At 74.0% G+C, this 21186-nt stretch carries 1 protein-coding gene; it reads left to right on the top strand.

Going from position 1 to position 21186, the window contains the following annotated elements; genetic code table 11:
• Positions 1-21186 (top strand): ankyrin repeat domain-containing protein (locus AC1DVI_RS30915; RefSeq protein ID WP_476961234.1); only part of this gene is annotated, 21186 nt, incomplete at both ends.

The raw sequence follows: 21186 nt of genomic DNA, 5'->3' as shown, positions 1-21186 counted from the left end.
GCCGACGGCGACCGCCTCGTCGCCGCCGCCGCGCTCGACGCCGCCCGCCGCCAGGCGGCCGACCCGCTGTGCCGCGACACGCTGGTGCACATGGCTCCCTCGGCGCTGCTCGCCCTCACCGCGGACCCGCGGCCGGGCCTGGATCACCCGCCGCCGGACCTCGAACGCCTGCGCGGCGAGATCGCCGACGGCGGCGCCGAAGCGCTTCCCGAACTGACCCTGCGCATGCCCGATGCGGAAGCCCGCGCGCAGGGCTTCTCCGCCGCCCCCGGGCGCTTCAGCCGCCCCGGGGACGCCCCGGCGGGCACCGCCGAGGTGATCGGGAGCCGTGCCATCGGCATCGCCCACCTCGCCCGCGAGATGGGGATCGAGCGCGTGCCGGTCCGCCTTCACCTGCGCGACGACGCCGTGCCGTGGCCGATCGAACCGCGCTGGGGGATCATGCCCTGGCGTCCGGCCGCCCTGGCCGGGATGGAGCATCCGGGCGGACGCGCGCGCGTGGCCATGCCGGACACCCCCGCCTGGCCGGCCGAAATGGTGGTCGCGCAGAACCCGCGCACCGAGCTGGTCCCATCCCCGCCTTTGCGGCTCCGCTCGCGGCTCCAGTTCAGCGCCGGCACCGGGGCGGAGGCCGTCCTGTCCGGAGGTGTGCTGTCGGACGCCCCGGCGGCGGCGCGCAACCACGTCATCGCCGACCCCGCCCGGCTCGGCACCCGCAGCCCCAAGCGCCGCGCCGCCGACAACATCGCCGCCATCGAGACGCTGCTTCTCGTCGAGGCCGACGGGCGGCTGCCGACCGACGACGAGCGCCGGCTTCTCGCCGCCTATTCGGGGTTCGGCGGCGTGCCCCAGGTCTTCGAACCGTGGCGGGCCGCCGAGCAGGGCTGGCAGCCCTACGCCGACGCGCTCCAGGCGCTGCTCGACCCGGACGAATACGCGGCGCTCCGCGAAAGCGTGAAGAACGCTCACTACACCGACGGCCGCGTCGCCGCGGCCATGTGGGACGCGCTCGCGGCGGCCGGCGTCACGGCCGACCCGGATCACCCGGTGCGGGTGCTCGAGCCGGGCTGCGGTCCCGGCTGGTTCATCGGCCTGATGCCGGAGGCCCTGCGCGACGCCGCCGTCACCGGGATCGAGCTCGACAGCGTCAGCGGCCGCATCGCCCGCCTGCTCTATCCCGGCGCCGACATCCGGCTGGAGAACTTCGCCCGGACCGCGATCCCCGACGACTGGTTCGACCTGGCCGTCGGCAACGTCCCCTTCGGGAAGTACCACCTGTTCGACGCGCGCTACGCCGATCTGAAACCCACCGTCCACAACCATTTCCTGTTGAAGAGCGTGGATCTGCTGCGGCCCGGCGGCGTCGCGGCGCTGATCACCAGCACCTTCACGCTCGACGCCGCCGACACGGGCGTCCGCGAGGCCCTGCGCGACAAGGCGGAGCTGGTCACCGCCGTGCGGCTGCCGGCCAACTGGGCCGGGCAATCCGCCGGCACCGAGGTCGCCGCGGATCTGCTGGTCCTGCGCAAGCGCGCCGAACCGCTGTCATCCCTGCGCGCGGCCGAGCGCGACGCGGTGATCGCCGCCGAGCCGGACTGGATCGCGGTCCAGAGCGTGCGCGACCCGCTCGGCGGCCCGGAGATGAAGGTGAACCGCTGGTTCGCCGACCATCCCGACCGGGTGATCGGACGCCTGGAGCGCTCGGGCACCAACCACGCCGGCGAGCATCCCGACGTCACCGCCCGCCTTCCGCGGTTGAAGCCGTCCAACGTGCCGGAGCGCGCCGCCGCCGAATTGCGGGACCGTCTCGCGGCACTCCCCACCGACCTGTGGAAGCCCGTGGAGCGCTCTCCGGTCCAGGCCGTGGAGACGGCGCCGGCCACCGCCCGCGAAGGCTCCTACCTGCTCGACTCCGCGGGCGCGCTGCGCGTCGTCGTCGACGGCGCCCTCGCCGTTCCGGCGATCGGCGATCGCCCCTTCACCGCCGCCGAGGAGCGGCTCGTCCGCGACGGGCTGGCGGTCCGCGACGCGCTGCGCCGCGTGTTCGCCGCTCAGCGGGAGGGCCGCCCGCAGGGCGAACGCGACGCCGGACGCGCCGCGCTGCGCGAAGCCTACGAGGCGTTCGTCGCCGCGCACGGCGCCATGCGCGGCCGCCGGGCGGTCCGCCTGCTGGCGGCCGACCCCGACGGGCCGATGCTGTTCGCCCTCGAGCAGGTGACTCCGGACGGCGCCATCCACCGGGCGGACGTGTTCGAGCGCGACGTGCTGGCCGCCGTGACGCCGCCCGACCGCGCGGCCACGCTGGACGACGCCCTGGCCATCGTCCTCAACGAGTCCGGAGCGATCGACAGCGCCCGCATGGCCGCTCTGCTCGGCACCGCGCCGGCGGAGGTCGAGAGTCGCCTGGTCGACACCGGTCTGGCCTTCGAGGACCCGGCGACCCGCCGCCTGGTGACGCGGGACGACTACCTGACCGGCGACGTGCGGTCCCGCCTTGAGGTGGCGCGTCTCGCCGCCCAGACGGAGGAGCGCTTCGCCCGCAACGTCCAGGCGCTGGAGGCGGTGCAGCCCGACCCCATCCCCTTCTACCAGATCGCCGCCCGCCTCGGGGCGCCCTGGGTGGCCCCCGCCCACATCCGCCGCTTCGCCGCCGAGCTTTTCCAGATCCCGCCGGAGGCGGTCGAGGTCGGCTATTCGCCGGTGGACGGGCGCTGGGAGTTCCGCGTCACCGGTGGCCACCGGACGGCGCCCGGCGTCGCCACCACCTGGGCGACCGACCGTGCCGACGGCGCCGAGCTGATGCTGGCGGCCCTCTCGGGGCGGCCGCCGGTGATCAAGGACAAGACGAAGGACGGCGGTCCGGTCATCAACGCCGAGGAGACCCTGGCGGCGCGGATGAAGGTGCGCGAGATCCAGGGGGCGTTCCGCGACTGGATCTGGCGCGACCCCGAGCGGCGCGCCGAGCTGGCCGGCGTCTACAACGAACGCTTCAACCGGTCGGTCGCGCGGGTCTACGACGGCGGCCATCTGACCTTCCCGACCATGGCGCCGGAATGGGCCGCCCGGGCGCGCGCCATCCAGAAGAACGGCGTCTGGCGCGCCCTGCAGGGCTCCACGCTGCTCGGCTGGGAGGCCGGGGCCGGCAAGACCTTCGCCCTGGTGGCGGCCTGCGTCGAGGGCAAACGCATGGGGCTGCACCGCAAGCCCCTGCTCGCCGTGCAGGCCACCACGCTCTACGGGCCGGACAGCGTCGTCGAGACGGCCCGCGCGATGTATCCCGCGGCCAAGATCCTCGCCTGGCCGGACAAGCAGACCGTGACGCCCGAGGAGCGCCGCCGCTTCTGGGGGCGCGTCGCCACCGGCGACTGGGATCTCGTGGTCGTCCCCCACGATCCCTTCGACATGATCCCGCTCTCCCCGGCCCTGGAGGAACGCTTCCTCCAGGAGGAGAAGGCGGCGTACCGCGAGGCTCTGCACGGGCTCGACCCTGACGAGTCGGAGCGCACCGTCAAGCACATGGAAACGCGCATCGCCGAGATCGAGGCGCGCATCGAAGGCCTGCTGAAGGAGGGGCGCCGCGACGACGCCGTGTATTTCGACGATCTCGGCGTGGACCACATCGCGGTCGACGAAGCCCACCGCTACAAGAACCTCTACGTGCCGACCTCGCTGGGCGAGATCCGCGGCCTGCCCTCGCAGGCCAGCCAGCGGGCCGCCCGGATGTTCGCGCGCTGCCGCTGGCTCCAGGGCCACGGCAACCGGGTCCTCCTCGGCACCGGCACGCCGCTGAGCAACAGCGTGGCGGAGCTGTACACGCTGCAGCGGTTCCTCCAGTACGAGGATCTGGCGCGGGCCGGCATCGAGCATTTCGACGCCTGGGCCCACACCTTCGCCGACATCGACACCACGCTCGAGATCGACGTGGTCGGCCGCCTGCGTCCGGTGACGCGCCTGGCCGGCTACGACAACCTCCTCGAGCTGCGCCGCTTCTCTGACCGGGTGATGGACGTCGTTTTCGTCGAGGACATCCCCGGGGTGAAGCGGCCGCGCAAGCTGGTGCAGGTGGTCTCGGCCCCGCCGAGCCAGGCGCAGCGCGACTTCATCGCCCGCCTGGGCACGCGCGCGGCGAACCTGAAGTCCGCCGATCCGCGCGACGACAACAGGCTGAAGATCGCCACCGAGGGCCGGCTGGCCGCGCTCGACATGCGGCTGGCCGATCCTGCCGGCCGCGAGTTCGCCCAGTCGAAGATCCACCAGGCCGCCGACAACGTCGCCCGCATCGCGCGCGACAACCCGGGAACCACCCAGCTCGCCTTCTTCGACGTCGGCATCCACCCGACAAAGACCAGCGGCGATTTCACGCTCCGCCAGCTCTTCAAGGACCTGCTGGTCGAGGCGGGGGTGCCCGCGGGGCAGATCGCTGATTTCTGGGAGGCCGAAGGGCGCGAGCGCGAACGGCTGAAGGACGCGCTGAAGCGCGGCACGATGCGCGTCGGCATCGGCAGCAGCGAGCGCCTGGGCACCGGCGTGAACGTCCAGGACCGCCTCATCGCCGTCCACCAGCTCGACTGCCCCTGGCTGCCGGCCCACGTCAACCAGCGCGACCGCAGGGCTGAGCGTCAGGGCAACCCCCTGCCCGAGGTCCACAGCCTGCGCTACGTGACCGAGGGAACCTTCGACGCCTTCGGCTGGCAGCTCCTGACGGTCAAGGAGCGTTTCATCCGCGAGTTCCTGCGCGGCACGCTGGGGCTGCGGTCGATGCGCGACGAGGACCCGGCGGAGCTGTCGCCCGCCCACATCATGGCCATCGCCTCCGGCAACCCTCTGCTGCTGAGGCGCGCCCAGCTCGAGGCGGAGATCGTCGAGGCGGAGGCCGCGCGGCGGGCCGTCGAGCGTGAGCGCGACCGGTTCGACCGCGAGATCGCCCGCCTCGGCCGCACCGTCGCCGACCTCGACGCCCGTCTGCCCGGCGCCCGCGACGCCGCCGAGACGGCGCGCGGGGTACTCGACGGCCGGCTCCCCATCACCGTCGACGGCGCCGAGCCGGCCGACCGCCGCGCGCTCGGCGAGGCGCTCACCGCCCTGCTCAAGGCGGAGGCCGACCGGCAGCAGGCGTTCCGCGCCGACGTCTCCGTGCCTCCGGCGGGCGAACGCACCGTCGGCGCCGCCGGTCCCTGGCCGATCCTGCTCCCCGCCGATCCGGAGCTGCGTCACCGCCAGACCCCGCTGATGGTGCTGGCGACGCCGGACGGGGCCACGGACATCCGTTTGAATCTCCGCACGCCCCTGGGGGCCGCGGGGTCGCTCGAAGCGGCTCTGCGCGGCGTCGTGGAGAAGGCGGAAGGGCTGGAGCGGATGCGGGCGGCGGCGGCGGCCGAGATCGCGCAGTTGCGCGCCGTCCCGTTGCGCAGCCTCGGCGACGCATCGGCCATTGAAGCCATGAAGGCCGAGCTGCGCAAGATCGAACAGATCCTCCAACTCCCCGATCCCGACCCGCAGCGCGTCGACGCGATCCTGGCCAACCGCAGGCTGGATCACGCCGAGGCCGCGCGCCGGCTCGACCTCGCCCTGGTCGGGGCGGAAAACGACCCGGCCACCCGGCGCGAAGCCGCCGCCTGGGCCGCCGCGGTCCGCCGCCTCGACCCGGAGCAGGTCCGGCCCGCGCCGGTGCTGCTGCCGGTCGGCCATGCCCTGCCGCCGCCCGCGTCCGMCGGTGCCGAAGCAGGGTCGGACGCGGACGTCCCGACGATGGTCCGGCCGGAACCGGCCGGCGCCGAGGGGCCGCACCCCTCCCCCGACCAGGCGGTTGCCGGCCAGCTGCTCGATCTCGCCCGCGTCGGCCACCGCGCCGACATCCCGGTGGACGCCGTCGCCGCCGAGATCGACCGCCGCGGCGATGGCTGGGCGGACGCGCTGGGCTGGCCCACCGGCCGCGGCGCGCTTTACCGCGACCGCCTGTCCGGGGAGGAATCCGCGCTCGGCGAGATCCTCGGCGGCGGGAACGCCTGGTCGCGGGTCGCCCTGCGCTGGGAGCCCGCCGTCGGACCGAACACCATCCGGCGCGGCTGGCTCGCGGAACGGATCGTCAACGGAGCGCAATCCGGCCTGCCGGACGCCGACCGGCGCCGCGACTGGACCGCGGCGGTCAAGGAGTTCGAGGCCCGCTTCGGTCCGGTCGACGACGTCCTCGGCGCCGTCGCCGAGCGGGTTCCGGCGGCGGTGTGGAAGACCGCCACCGGGCGCGCGGCGCCCGAAGCGGTGACGCCGGCCGCCGGGGCGGCGGTGGCCTTCAAGGCCGGCGACCGCGTTCCGGACGATGGCGCCCCGCTCAACGACCCGGCCCCGTCCGACGCGTGGCGCGCCGGGACGGTGCGCATCCTGATCGGCTTCCCGCACCAGGTGGACAGCCGTACCCTGTCCGGCGAGGTGCGCGGCAGCTTCGCCGTGCATGAAACCTGGGTTCCCGAGGAGGACCCCCGGCCCGAAACCCCGTCCTGGTCGGTCTCGCACCTGCCGTCCGGCCTGCGGGCCAACCTTCCGCTGCCGACCGTCGAGGCCGCCCGGGCCTGGGCGGACGGCCTGATGGCGCTGCCCTACCGCTGGGGGGATGTCCGCGACACGCTCCCCGCCGATGAACGCCTCGACGACGGGCGTCCGATCCGGGAGGTCGCAGGCGCGCTTCATCGCGCGCTGTCCGACGCCCGGACGGCGGACGACATCGCCGAGGCTCTCCGCCGGTCGGCGGCCGCGACCGCGGCGGCCGGGCGCCGTTACGAGGCGCCGGTGGCGGGCACGGCCGCCGCACGCCGCCTCGGCCTGTTCGACGGCGAATCCCTTCCCCGCAACCGCGCGCCCCTCCCTTCCACCGGCGCCGCGAACCAGGTGACCCCCATGCAGAACGACGACGCCCAGTTCTCCGTCGGCCCCGACGCGGCCGGCGACCGCTTCGCCATCGATCTGGCCGGCCGGCTGCTGGCTGCGGGGCTGACCCCGGAAACCATCGCCGAAGGGCCGTTCACCCGGACCTACGGCGCACCCGACGATCCGGAGGCGAGCGTGGAGGTGACCATCGGCATGGCCGACCGCACCGGCCGGAAGGTGCCACGCGGCAAGATCGGCGTGGCGATGCCCGTGCGGGACGGCGTCAAGCCCTGGCGCCGGGAATACCCTCTGGCCGGTGGGCCGGATGGCATTCTGCCGGCCGCCGCCGCGGCCCGTCTCGCCGACGGTCCGGCAAGCAGCGCCGCGCTCGCCCGCGCCGCGGCCGCCGGCGATCGCACCGCCGATGAGGCGGTGACTCTGCGCCTGGCGCGCGCGGCGCGCGCGCTCGTGGCCGGCCACATCGACACCGCGGGGTCCGACGCGGCCACCGCGGAGGCGGTCGCCGAGCTCGCCGGCCGGACCGTCGTCGCGCAGGGACGGATCTCCGGGATGGCGGGAAACCGTCCCGATCCCGACCTGTGGGTGTCGGTCAACGGCCGCCACCCCGATCGGCCGCGCAAGGTGACCAAGGGCTGGGTCGGCGCGACGCTCCCGGCGCAGAGCCTCGCCGACGGCACCACGGTTCCCGCCCGCCACTACGACGCGACGATCGCCGATGTGGCCCGGGACGACGCCGCGCGCGACCGTGCCGCCGCCGCGCTCGGCGCCGATCCGGCCACGCCCCTCCCCGATCCGCTCCGCCTCACCGGCGTGCCCGCGGCGCTCATCGCCCACGCCCGCGGCACCTTCCGCGCCGGGTCACCCCGGCAGACCGACGCCGCCAACGCGACGCTCGACCGCGACGGGCGCCGCGCCGCCGTCGAGGCCCGCTTGAGCGGGAATTCGTCCCGCCTCGACCCGCGGAAGCTGGACTCCCGGGCTTGGCTGGACGACGGCGCCACGGCGGCGGAAAAAGCCTACGCGCGGCACCTCGCGCGGGAAATCGGCGCCTGGGCAGCCGCCCGGCAGGCGGCGGCGCTGCACCGCCATCCCGGCGACCTCGCCTGGCCCACCGTTGCGGCTTGGCTCGCCCTGCCGGGGACCGGTCTGGGCGGACCGGCGTGGGATTCCCTGCGGGAAGCGGACGACCAGCGAGCCGTGCACGCCACGCTGGCGGCGGCGCGCAAGCGTGAGCGCCGGTCCCGCCATCCTCGCCCGACGGACATGACGCTGACGGCCTGGGCCGCCTTCCGCGGACTGCCCGAGGACGCCGTGCGCGTCGAATGGACGGTAGCGCGTGAACGGGCGACAGTGCGGAACAACGTTCAAAATCAAAAGGTTCAGGTCAATGAAAAAGAGGTTCAAAAAGTTCAGGTCAAAAAAGAAGAAAACCTAAATACAGGGATGCAAGGGCCTATGGTCCTTGACGGATCCCGGGCAGAGCCCGGGCTGCCGGAGGGCTCGGCGGACAACAACGCCGTGGTGGGCAAGACGACGCCGCTGCACACCGCCGTCGTCGACGCGAATCTCGCCGTCGTCGAGGCCCTGATCGCCGCCGGCGCCGACGTCCACGCCCGCGACACCGATGGCTGGACGCCGCTGCATCTGGCCGATCACAAGGCGATCATCGACGCCCTGGCGAACGCTGGCGCGGACATCAACGCCCGTGACCTGTCGGGGCGCACACCGCTGCACTTGGCAATCCACAACGACGACCAGCGGACGGCCCACGCGCTCATCGCGGCCGGCGCTGACCCCAACGCCTGCGACGGCGATGGCAACACGCCGTTGCATGCAGCGATGCATCACGGCGACGTGAAGATCGGTCGCGTCCTGCTGGCGGCCGGGGCCAATCCCAACGTCCGCCAGTTCCAGGGCGAGACGCCCCTTCACTGGATTGCCGATTCCGAACTGGCCGGCCTCCTGCTGGCGGACGGCGCCGACCCGAACGCCCGGAGCAGGAACGGCAGCACCCCCCTCCATCTCGCCGTCATTGACGGGAACACCGACGTCGCCCGCGTTCTGCTGTCCGCCGGCGCAGACCCGGGCATCGAAGACCGCGACGGTAAGACGGCGTTGCAGATCGGCGACGAGATGAACCGCAAGATCGCGGCGATGATGGAGGAGGCGGTCGCCGGCCGGAACGCCCCCTCCATCGACGCCCAACTGCTCCTCGCCGACGTTCCAGCGGAACCGGCCTCGAAGGTGAAGCCCCGCCTGCTCGTCATCACCCAATGCGGCGCCGCCAAGGCGACGGATTCGCCCGACCGGCTGCTGCCGGCCGATTTCCGTTCCGGCGAGGACCATCTGGCGGCCCGGACGGCCGCCCTGTCCGAGCAGGCCATGCCGGCGGAGCGCATGTACGCTGGGCGGCATCACCAGGCGCTGATGACGGGCGTCGACGCGTTGCGCGCGGCCGGGGCCACGGTCGACGTCCACATCCTGTCCGCCGGCTACGGCCTCCTGCCGGGCGCCCGCCCGATCGTTCCCTACGACGTCGCGCTGCGCGACATGACCCCGCCGGAGCGCACGGCCTGGGCGGTCCGCACCGGAGCGCCGATGCGGGTCAAAGCGCTGCTGAGCGGCGGTGGATACGACTCCGCCATCGTCGCGCTCGGCGCCGATTATCTGGACGCTCTCGATCTGTCGCACCGCGACGCGGCCTGGGCGCAGCCGACCCTGGTTCTGACCAGCCCGGCGAAGGCGCGGGATCTGCACGACCGTGTGCCGGAGCAGGCCCGCCTGTCGCCGGTCGGCGCCGCTGAGGCCCGGGCGTTCAAAGCCCCGTTGACCAGCCTCAAGGGGGTGATCGCCGGGCGCCTGCTCGCCTCCATCGCGGAGGACGTCCGCAACGGCCGCGCCGTTTCCCACGACCTCGGCCTGGTCAAGAGCGGGGCGGCGGACACCGCCGTCGAGGCGGTCCCCGCCGCATCCGCCGCGCTGCCCCGCCTGACCGACGCTCCGCCGACAGACAGCGTGCCGTTGCCGCTCGGCAGCGCGCCAATCACCTGGGAACACGACGTGGACAGCGGGGCCATGCTCGCCGAAACGCAGGGCCTCTCCATCGAGGTGCAGCCCGCCGACGGCGGGTGGATCGCCGTCCGCAACGGTGTCCCGGTCGCGTCGGGCGAGCCCGCGGTGCTTCAGGCCCACGCCGAGGCGCAGTTCTCGCTCGGGCGGTTCGACGCCTTGAGCGCCTGGGTCGAGCCACTGGAGGACCGGCTGGCGCGGTTCGCGGAGAGCGCCGGCTGGATGACCAACGGGGTCGAGATCGGCCCCGACCCCCTCACCGGCTACGCTCCCGACAAGGCGAGCCGCTTCAACGTGACGGTCCGCGACGGCGTTCCGATTTCCGGGGACGGGGACGGGGAGGACTCGCGCGCATTGCCCCGCTACACCGTCGTGGAAACGGTCATCGACGACCTCGGCTACCTCCGGGATCACGTCGTTCTCGAAACCACCAGCCTCGTCCGCGCCGTCGGCGTCGTGCAGGCGCTGACCGGGAGCGCCTTCGCGCAGTACGGGTTCCATCCCGACCCGATGGTCCTCGCCCGGCAGGACGGCGAGCGCCACGCCCGCGAGATGCTGCTCGCCAACAGCATCGACGGCCCCCAGTACAGCCTGTCCTCGGACCCGACGATTCAGGGATGGGTGCGCCCGCTCGGCGACCGGCTCGCCGCCTTCGTCGATGAGGCCGGATGGACCGACGCCGGCCGGCAACGCAACTACGGAGCGGGCCGTCACTTCGCGCCCCCCGACTGCGCGGACCTGGCCATCTCCACGGACGCCGGCGATCCGCTGCCCGGCGACCCGGCGCCGATGCGCGAGAGCAGGTTGCTGCCCCGCTACACCGTGACGCGCTTCGTCGCCGACCCGGACGGCGACCTCGGCGTCGCCGTTCTGCACACCACCGACCTGGGGCGCGCGGTCGGCGCGCTTCGCGGCATGCAGGGCACCCCGAAGGCACTGGCCGCGGCCGTGACCGAGGTTCCGATGGCCTCGGCGATCGATGGCCCGCAATTCAGCGTCGGGGACATCGACATCGGCCCCCTGGAGCGGATGCTGCACGACGTCGCGACCGCCTCCGCGCCGTTCGGCGTCGCCCCGCCGGCGACGCTCACCGCCCATGACCCGCGCGTCGTCCGCAGCGCCTACACGAACGGATTGATCGTCAACGACGGCGCGCGCCATGCCGGGGCGGGGGCCGGCGTCCGCCTGACGCCCGCCGGCCGGGAACGGCTCGCCGCCGTCCTCCACCAGCCCCAGTTCGCCGTGGCGCCGCAACGGCCGATGCCCTGGCAAAACCAGCCGCCGGCCGCCTCGGCGGCGCCGGCTGCCCCACCCTCGCCTTGGGCGCCCCCGCCGACCGTCTTCCCGACCACGCCGGCCGTGCCGCGGCCCGACGGGGACGGTGGACGCGATGCTGCCGCAAAAAGCGGCGCTGGAAAGGAGGGCCGGACCTTCGCCGGTGCCGGCGACACCGGGCCGCGGCCCATCGACCCGTCGGCCATCGCCGAGCGCATCGCCGATGTGCGCGGCTCCGACGCGCTGCGGTCGGAGCTGCTGGAGGTGGTGGACTATCTGCGCGACCCCGGCCGCTACACCGCGCTCGGCGCCAAGCCGCCGAAGGGCATCCTGCTGGTCGGCCCGCCCGGCGTCGGCAAGACCCTGTCCGCCCGCGCCCTGGCCGGCGAAGCGCAGGTGCCGTTCTTCGCCGTCACCGCGACCGACCTGATGAGCAGCTACATCAGCGAAAGCGCGAAGAACATCAAGCGCCTCTACGAGACCGTCGGCCACAAGGCCGGCGAGCACGGGGCGGCGATCCTCTTCATCGACGAGATCGACGCGCTGGGCAACCGCGAGACCGCGGAGGGGCCGAACGCCCAGACGGTGACCGAGCGGGTGAACGCTCTGCTCGACGCCATGGACGGCTTCGACGCGGCGCCGGGCGTCCTCACGCTCGCCGCCACCAACCGCGAGCACGACATCGATCCGGCCATCCGCCGGGCCGGACGCTTCGACCGCACGGTCCGCCTGGAACTGCCCACCATGGACGACCGCCGGGACATTCTGGCCGGTCACACCGCCCGCATCGCCGGCCACGACATCGATGTGGTCCGGCTGGCCGAGGCGACCGCCGGGGCCTCCGGCGCCGACCTCGACGTGCTGGTCAACGAGGCCGCCCTCGCCGCCGCCCGCCGGCAGGCCCGCGTGGTGACCATGGACGACTTCGCCACCGCGCTCGCCCGCCAGGGGTTCGGCGCCGCCACGGCGCTGCCCGACCGGGCCGCCACGCTGGAGCGCATCGCCGTCCTGGCGTCCGGCGGCGCCGAGGACCGGCAGGCGGCGACGCAGCTCGCCCTGAAGGCGGTGCTGGAATGGGGCCACGCCCCGTCGGTCGCGCCGGCCGCCTGGCCGGTCGGGCGCTTCGCCTCCCTGTCGCCGGACAGCAAGCGCGAGGCCGAGCAGGCCGCCCGGGCGCTCGTCGACGAAGCGGTCCGCGCCGCGGCCGATGCGGCCGCAACGCCGGAGGGCTTCCTGAACCGCGCGGTGACCTGGGCGCGCCTGCGCCTGAGCAAGGCAAGCGCCGGCTTCCGCGACGCTCACCGGTCGCCGGCCGCACAGTTCAGCGTCGGCGTGCAGAGCAACGGCAAAGGCGGGGGACTCGACGCCTGGGTCCGTCCCCTGGAAGATCGCCTTGCGGATTTCGCCGCCAGGGCGGGGTGGATCGCTCCTCCGTCCGGATTCGCGATCGACGGCGCCTACGGTCCACCGGACGCCCCCACCTTCCTGATCGGCGTTTCCGCCGGTGAACCCCTGTACGACGAGATGTCCGACGAATTGCCGCGCTACGTCGTGCTCCGCCGGGACTTCGCTTATGCCCATCTCGTGGAGCCGTCCGAGGTTCTGCTTCCCGCGGTGCATCAGGCCGTCGGCCTGGCGGAGGCGGTCGGTGTGCTGCGCGCGATGGAAGCGGGCCTGCTGTCGCGAGATCCCAACCGGGTTGCCGAAGAGGTCAGGCTTGCCGCTGCCGTCGAAGGGCCGCAGTTCAGCGTCGGCGACGGAACGGCGCGCATCGATCTCGATACGCTGCTTGGCAACGGAGACGACGGCCGGTCGCGGATCGTTCAGCTCCTTCCCGAGGACACCCAGCGCCTGTCCGGGCTGGAGCTGCTGACCCCGGAGCAGCTGCAGGCCGCGCACGAGTCCGTCGATCGCAGCGCCGGCGCCCCGCCGGCCCCGATCGTCAGCCTCACCGACGGCGGCGCCGCCTTGCGCCGCAGCTTCGAGAGGCGCCTTGACCTCGTGTCGGAGAGCACCGGCTTTTCCGACCGGGAGGTGCTGGGCGACACGCTGTCGATGGGCTACGACGCGATGCGCAACGGCGTCTATTTCGGCCCGAGCGACGCCTGGCGGCGGTCACGCGGCGTGGCGCAAGAAGCGCTCACGCCGCCGCCGGTGGCGGAGTTCATGGCCCGGATGATGTTTCCGGATGCCGAAACCGTGCAGAGGATCATCGACGACAAGGGCTACGTCGCCGTCGCCGATCCGTCGGCCGGCGCCGGTGCCGGCGCGCTCGCCGTTGCCGAACGGCTGCGCGAGCTGGGCATCGACGCCCATCAGCACCTTTACGTCGACGCCACGGTCGAGGACCCCACCCTCTACCACGCAACCTACCTGCAGATGGCGGGCGCCGGCGTCCCGGCCACGGTCACGCACGGCAACGCACTGACCGGGGAGGTCCGCGAGCGGGCGATGACCGCGGTCACCACACGGGTCCCCGGCCTGTTCCGCCTGTCGCCCGAGGCGCCGGAGGTCCTGCGCGCCCAGGCGCAGGCGCGCTTCGCCCGCAACCTCGGACTGGTGATCGGAGCCGGGCAGGACCGGGACGCCGCCTCCCGCGCTCAACCCCAGGCCGGAGAGGCCGAGGCGCGGCGTGCGGACGGCAGGGTCCGCCGGCAATACAGCCTGGGAGGACCCGCGCACCTCGACCGGATGATCCTGTCCGCGGCGGAGGACGGAATGGCCGACCTCTCCGCCTACGTCACCCCGGCGCCGCTGAAGGCCGTCTCCGAACTGGCGCCGCCCGGCGTCATCGAGGAGGGCGCCAGGCTCGCCGAACGACTGATCGACGAGGCGGCGCGGGACGGTGTCCTGCCCTTCGGGCTCGCGCTCGGCGATCCGCGCCAGCACAGCGGCGTGGCCGCCGCCTACCGGGCGGCCCACGCCATCGCGTCGGAGCCCGACAACGCCGCCAACCCGCGCCGCGCCGCCCGCGCGCTGCGGCAGCTTCCCTCCTTCTATGCCGGCGACGCCGGTTGCCTCGCCCGCGATCTCGACGCCCTGGCCGCCGGACTGCCGCACGGCGAGCAGGACCGGGGGCGCCTCCTCCTCCACCAGCTCGCCGTGGCGACGGAGGCGCTGCACGCGTCCCCGGAACTGGTCCATCTTCAGTCCTTCGGCCTCGACGCCCCGGAGCCCGACAGCCTCGACGACGCGCTCCGCCACCCCTACCGGCCCGGCCTCAGCCACGCCCTCCAGCTCATCGCCCATCCCGAGGTGGAAACGGCGATGCACGCCCCCATCGCTCTCGGCGCCCTCAACCGCGCGGGCGATCCCCAGGCGATGGTGCGGCAGCGCTGGGAGCTGGGCCGTGCCCTCGTCGCCCATGACCTGCTGACGGAACGCCTGACGGCGATGCGCGACGGCATTCGGGGCGCCGGCGGAAACACCGCGTCGATCGACGCCGACCTCGCCGACCTGCGCGCCGGCCGGACCAAGGCGGTGATCGACCGTGCGGTCGAACGCGCCCGGCGGGAGGAGGCCGACCTGGAGCGGCATCGGGATCTCATGCAGGTCCTGGAGGCCGAGGGCATCGACGCCGCCATGCGCGTTCTCGATGCGGACGAGGGGCGCCGGGCGGCCCGGACCCGCGTGCAATACAGCCTCGGAACCGCCGACACCGGCACCGGCACCGGCGAGCCGCCGACCATGGCCCGCCTGATCCTGCTGACCGACATGGGCATGGACCGCGCCGCCGTCGCCGACCTGATCGCGCTCGCTTCGCCGGAACACGGCCCGCTTCACCCCGCCCACCGGGCCTGGCTCACCGGCCCGATCGCCGTCCATGATTGCGGCTGGACCAACGCGGAGCTGAAGTCCCCGGACGCGACGGCTCTCAAGGCGATGATCACCGCCGAGCGGATCGAGCGGATCATGGCCGAACGCGCCGCCGGCGGCGAACCGGGGCCGGCGGCCACGCCGGCGGAAATCGCCCTGGCCATGCGCCCGGCCATCGTCGCCGGCGCCCGCTCGAAGGAGGCCTACGAACTCTACGCCTGGGCGGTGATCAGCGCCGCCGCCGGCGACGCACAGCGCCGGGCGCTGCTGACCGACGGTCGGCCCTTGTCCGTCGACGCCGTGTCGGGCCTGTGGTCGTCGATCGGCGGCGACCGCATCACCGACGCGGAGGTCCAGGACCCGGCGACGCCGCTCGGCACGCTGTGGCGCCACATCGCCCAGCGGGTCCGCTCGGCGAGCCTCGACCGCGGCGCGGCCGAACCCGTCGACGCGGAGAGCCGGCCGGCGCCGGCCGAGGCCGCAGCGGCGTCGCGCCGGCCTTACACCGTCCCGGCCGCGGGACAGCCCATCGTCCGCCTGAACCTGTTCGAGGCCCCCATGTCCGAACGACAGCGCTCACCGTCGCGGTCCCGTGACGCCGCCCGCACTCAGTTCGCCCTCGGTGCTGACGGCGCCGCCCCCCAGCCCCTCCCTGAAGCCGGTCTGTTGGACCGGGCGATGCCGACGCTGCGCGCGATCGGCCTCGTGTCGATGCTCGTTCAGGCGGGGAAGCTGGCCCATGACGGTGCCGTGCTGGCCGGCCCCTACGTCGACGCGGGCATCGACGCCGCCGCCACGATGGCCCACGAGGCGGCCGGCGCGCTCCGCACCGCGATGGAACGGTCCGACCGTTCGCCCGAGGAGCTGGCCGCCGACCTTCACACGGTTCTCGGCAATCTGCTGCCCGGGACCGGCGCCGACGATCTGCGCCTGTTCGCCCGCACCTTCCTGAACGTCGCCGATCTGCCGTTGGCGGACCGGCTGCGCGAGGGACTGGCCAGCATCGACCGGGCGCGCGGGACCTCCCACGCCGCCGACTTCGACCGTCTGGCCGCCGAAGCCGGCGGCATCCTGCGCGACGGGTTCGACGCCGTGGCCGCCACCGTTCCAAGCGTCGACCTCGACGGCGCCATGACCGCCGGCTCCGAGCTTGTGCACGGAGCCCGGTCGACCGGCGCCGACCTTCTCGAGGCCATCGCCGGCGGAATCCGGCCATCGCCGGCGGACTACACCGCATCCGACCTCCGCGGTTTCCACCATTGGCTCTCCGGCGACCCGGTCGGACAGGCCGCGAATTCCATCGTTGATGTCTCCCTCCAGGCCCGCCAGACCCTGTCCGACGCCCTGGGCGCCGCGGCGGACGCCCTGCGTCCCGGCTTGCTGGAACAGCTGGGCGCCAAGGCCGACGGCCTGATGCGCGAGGGAGAGACCCTGCTGCAGGGGGCGCGGGCGTGGCTGGAGGCGGGAGGCGCCGGGGAGACGGCGAGCGGTCTGTTCGCCCGCCTCGCCGCGTTCGGCCATGACCTTGCCGATTTCGGCCGTCAGGCCGTCGAGCGGGGCGCCGACCTGCTCCAGCAGGCCGGCATCGATCCGGCGTCGCTGGCCGACACGGCCGGCCGCATCGCCCAGACCGTGCAGTTCTCCACCGGCCGGCCGGCGTCCCATGAGTCCGTGCCCTTCGGCGGCGACGTCCAAAGGATGGCCGCGGAAGCGGCGCTGATCGCCGAACACGCGCGTCTGCTGGACGCCTGGGCCGCGGCGGTCGGCGCCGCCGAGCGTGGGCGCCCGGATCTGGCCGGCGATCTCGCGGTCCACGGGCTGTCCGCCGCGGAGATGCTGCTGCGTGCCGCCGGCGAGCCGGGCTGGCTCTCGGACACCCGCGGCCGCCTCGACGCGCAACCGCGGACCCGCCGGGCGCGGGTGGCGGAGCACGTCGCCGCCCTGGTCGGACCGCTGCTCCCGCAGCTCGACTCCGCCTCGGCCGCGGCGCTGTCGGGTCCGGCAGGGGTGGGCGCGACGCTGTGGCTCGCCGAGGGCGGGGAAGACGTTCCGCGCGACGGCGCGACCGAGCGCCCTCAATTCAGCATCGGCGACGCACTCGCCCAATGGACCGGCCGCCTGCCCTTCGCATCGCCCGCTTGGCTTGCCGAAAGCGCGCCCTGGCGTCTGACCCGCGACGAGTTCGTTCAGGAAGCCGGCCGGCGCGCCGCCGAGTTCGGCGCCGAGGCGGCCATCGGTGATCTCGCCGCCTTCGCCGACGCTCCCAGGGGCGGCGTGCTCTACGCCGCCGACGGACGGCTGTCCGTCGGCCTCGATCCGGCCGACCCGGCCCGCGCGGCCACCCAGATCCATCTCCACGCCGTCGCCGCCCGTCGGGATGCCGGTGGCGCCGTGCCCGCCGCCGTGCTCGCCTCGCTCGGCGCGGATCTCGATCTGCTCCGGAGCGCCCGGCGTGAACTGGCCCTGACGCCGTCGGCGACGGCGGCGCAGATCGCCGAGTTGGTCGCCCCGCCAGAGCCCGTCCAGTATCGCGTCGCCCCGCCGCGCCTGGCGCTCGGCGCGGCGGAGGCCGCCGCCCTCGACGGCGTGGCCGGGATGGCGGTGGGCCGGGGCGGGCGCGTCCTTCGGCGGCGCGACCCGGACCGCACGGACCGCGGTGAGCGGCTTCCCAGCGCCGAACTGCTGCTCGAGCTTCCGGACGGCGCCACCCTCAAGGCCCTTCTCGACCGCGTCCAGGAGGACCGGCGTTTCGATTGGATCGCCCCGTCCCTGACCATCGACGGCGCCGCCGTGTCGGCGCGGGCCGCCTCGACACCGATGCGCGCCGAGGGCCGCCGCCCATGGCTAGCCCGGATCGAGGGGATGCGTCCCGACGGTTCGCCGCAGCGCCGGTTCGTCGCGCGGGAGCCGGTGACGCCGGACCGCGCCCGCTTCGCGCTCGGCGAGGACGGCGTCTACGAATACCGGCATTTCGGGCGGTCGGGCCGGGAATCCGGCTTCCTCCTGATCGACGGCGGGCTGGCGCTGCCGGTGTCCCGCGAGGAGGCGCTGCGCGCCGTCCCCGCCGTGGCCTCCGAACCGGCGGCGCGCGGCGCGGCGCAGTTCTCCCTGGGAGGTGGCGCTGTGGAGCGCGTGCGCACCGGCGCGCTCGCCGGCGCGGAAGCCCGGCAGGCCTACCAGGACGCCTGGCAGCAGCACGCCGAGGCCCTGGCCGCCCTGCCCGCCGACCCCGACTACGCCCTGTACGCCGAGGCCTGCGACATCGTCGCCGGCCACATGTGGAACCGCGGCTTCCAGCGCGGCGACGTCGGCATCGCGACGAGCTACGGCAACATGCGCCTTCCCGGCTTCGTCAAGCCCGGTCTCGGCATCGCCGTCATCCCCTACTGCAGCCTGACCGTTCCGCCCGAGGGCATCACCGGCATGGCCACGGTGGCGCCGGTGGAAGGGCTGCCGCCCTTCGGCCCCGAGGACATGACCTGGGGCCTCGTCCACGAGTCCAAGGGATCGGCGATCAGCCTGCGGTCGGGCAGCCTGTCGGGCGACTTCCGCCTGCCCGAGTCCGCGGCGCGGGCGGCGGACGCCATCGCCGGCATCACCGACTGGCTGCGGCTGGACGCCGACGGCTCCTTCAGCAACGACGCCCTGGTGCGCCACCGCATCATGAAGGAGGTGCGCCCGCATCTGGAGACGGCGCAGAAAGAGGACGCCGCCGCCTGGCGCGAGCGCGTGTCTCCGAACGATCCGGGGTTCACCGGATCGGCGCTCGATGCGCTTCATGCCCGCGGTTTCGACACCGCCGACACCTGGTGGGTGGGCGTTTCCGACGGCGAACGGCCGGAGATCGACCTGCACCGGCGCCCGGTCTTCCTCTACGACAACAAGGAGGACGCCGCCGAGCAGAGCCAGGAGGACGTCGCCCCGGTCTATGTCCGCCAGACGCGCCCCTTCGCCGATCTCACCGATTGGTCCCGCATGCGGAGCGAGCCGGAGGTCCGGGCCGTCCTGCGCGAGTGGTTCGAGCACAACGGCCCGATCGTCGCCGACGCCATCGCCTCTCGTCATCTGGAGGACAACGACTACGACGACCTGTTCGAGCGTTTGCCGGGCGAGGACCGGCAGACGCTCGAGGCGACCTGGGGTCCGTTCGGGGAACTGACGGACGATCAGAAATACGAAGCGCTGTTCAACGCCTACGCCCATGGCTTCGAGTTCGACCAGTTTCTGCACATGGTCGCCGAAGGCGAATGGGTGGACATGCACCACGAATACTCCGGCGACGCGGTCGACAGCGTCGTCGGATCGTTCGAGGCGGCCGGCTTCGGCGGCGTCATCTACACCGACTGCTATTGGCGCGACAACCCGACCATGCTGGCGGTGTTCGACCCGGGCAATCTCGCCTTCGCGCCGGACCAGCTTCCGGAGACGATGGAGCAGGCGCTGTACGGCGCCCAGGAGGCGGCGGAGCGTGAGCAGGCGTGGTTCGCCGCCCGCTCGCAGGCCGAGGTGGCCGAACTGACCGCCCGGCGCGACGCCGAGATCGCCGCCTTCAACGTCACCGAGCTGCGCCGCCAGGGCTTCGACGTCGCCCGCCCGCTGTGGGTCGCCGTGCCCAACCCCGACCTGCCCGAGCTGCGCGACCTCGCCGACGGCGACCGGCGCATCACCCTCTACACCGAGCGCGCCGACTGCTTGGCCTTTGCGCCGGGCGCCGCCGACGGGTTGACCGCGCCGGTCGCCGTCTACCTCGACGCCGGTCACCGGGCCGATCTCACCGCCGCCGAATGGCCGCAGGATCTCCGCGAGGCCGTCTCGGTCTGGCTCGACGCGCGGCCTATGTCGCCGAACCCGTCGAACCACCCGACCAACGGCGACCTGCTGCGCGCGCGGGGCGTCGCGGACCTCCAGGCGCTGGTGACCGCCGCCCGCGACGGGTCCTGGCACCGCATCCCCGACGGCCACGACCTCGCCGACCGCTTCCTGGACGGCCTGCAGCACGCCGGCTTCGACAGCGTCGTCATGCACGACCGTCCCGAGGCGGGCGCCGTCGTGGTGCGCTTCGCCCAGGACAACGCGGCCAAGGCGCTGCGCGTCGCCTGGGACCGGCCGGACGGCGTCGGGCCCCACCGGCGCAGTTTCGGACGGGATGCGGAGGGCCAGGCCCTCGCAACCGACGCCAACGGCACGCTGTCGCTCGGCCTCGCCAAGCGCGCCCACGAGGCGGGCGTCGACCTCGGGCTGGCCGCCCTCGCCGGGACGGAGCCGCGGCGCGGCCTCGGCTTCCGCGGCGAGGTCGCCGACGCCGTCACGCCCCAGCTCGACGATCGTCTGGGCATCCGCCTGGAGCAGCCGGACGTTCCGCCGCTGAACAGCCCTCTCGACCGTGCGGAGGAGGTGGTGGCCGGCGTGCAACGCTGGCTCGGCGGGGACGCCGTCATCTTCTGGCAGATCCCGTCGGCGGGCTTCGTCGCTCCCGGAGCGGCGCCGGCGACGATCCTGCGGGCCTTCGACGACGACGCGCGGCGGGCGCACGACGCGGTGCCGTCGCTGCCCGGCTTCTCCGAAATGGAGCAGAACGGCAGTTCCTTCGCGGAAATGACCTTGGAGCTGAAGGAGGCCCTCGCCGCCGCGCGTTCGCTGACGGCGGCCGGCGTTCCGGTCGTCGTCGCCACGCTGGAGGAGAACGCCACCGACATCCAGCTGCGCGGTTGGGACCGCGTCGGCACCGGCGCGGTGCATGTTCTGTACGCCTCGATGACCGCCGACGAGCTGTTCGGTCCGGAGGCCGGAACGCCCGCCGCGCCGCCGCGCCCCGTCGCCGACCGCTACCGGGCGGTCGCCATGGGCGCGCGGCGCGGCGAGATGCCCGCCCTGGCCGAAGCCGGCGGCTACGTCATCGCCGGGACCAACGCCGAACGCGCCGCCGCCGCCTCGCCCCTGCTGGCCGAGCGGCTGGTCGGAACCGGCGTTTCGGCGACGGTGGCCTTCGCGGCGGAGGAAGGCCCCGCCGTCGCCCGCGACCTCGCCGCCGCGCAGACCCGTCTCGCTCTCGCCGAGACCCCGGACCGCCGGCAATGGCGCTTCGTCGCCGTGGACGGCGCGGCGCCGCCGGCCGGGCGGGCAACCGACCAGGCGGTGGAAAGC

The organism is Azospirillum sp. P4_B5 (genome assembly GCF_056402275.1).
The sequence above is the reverse complement of the archived record's forward strand: the minus strand, read 5'-3'. Positions and strand labels throughout refer to the sequence as shown.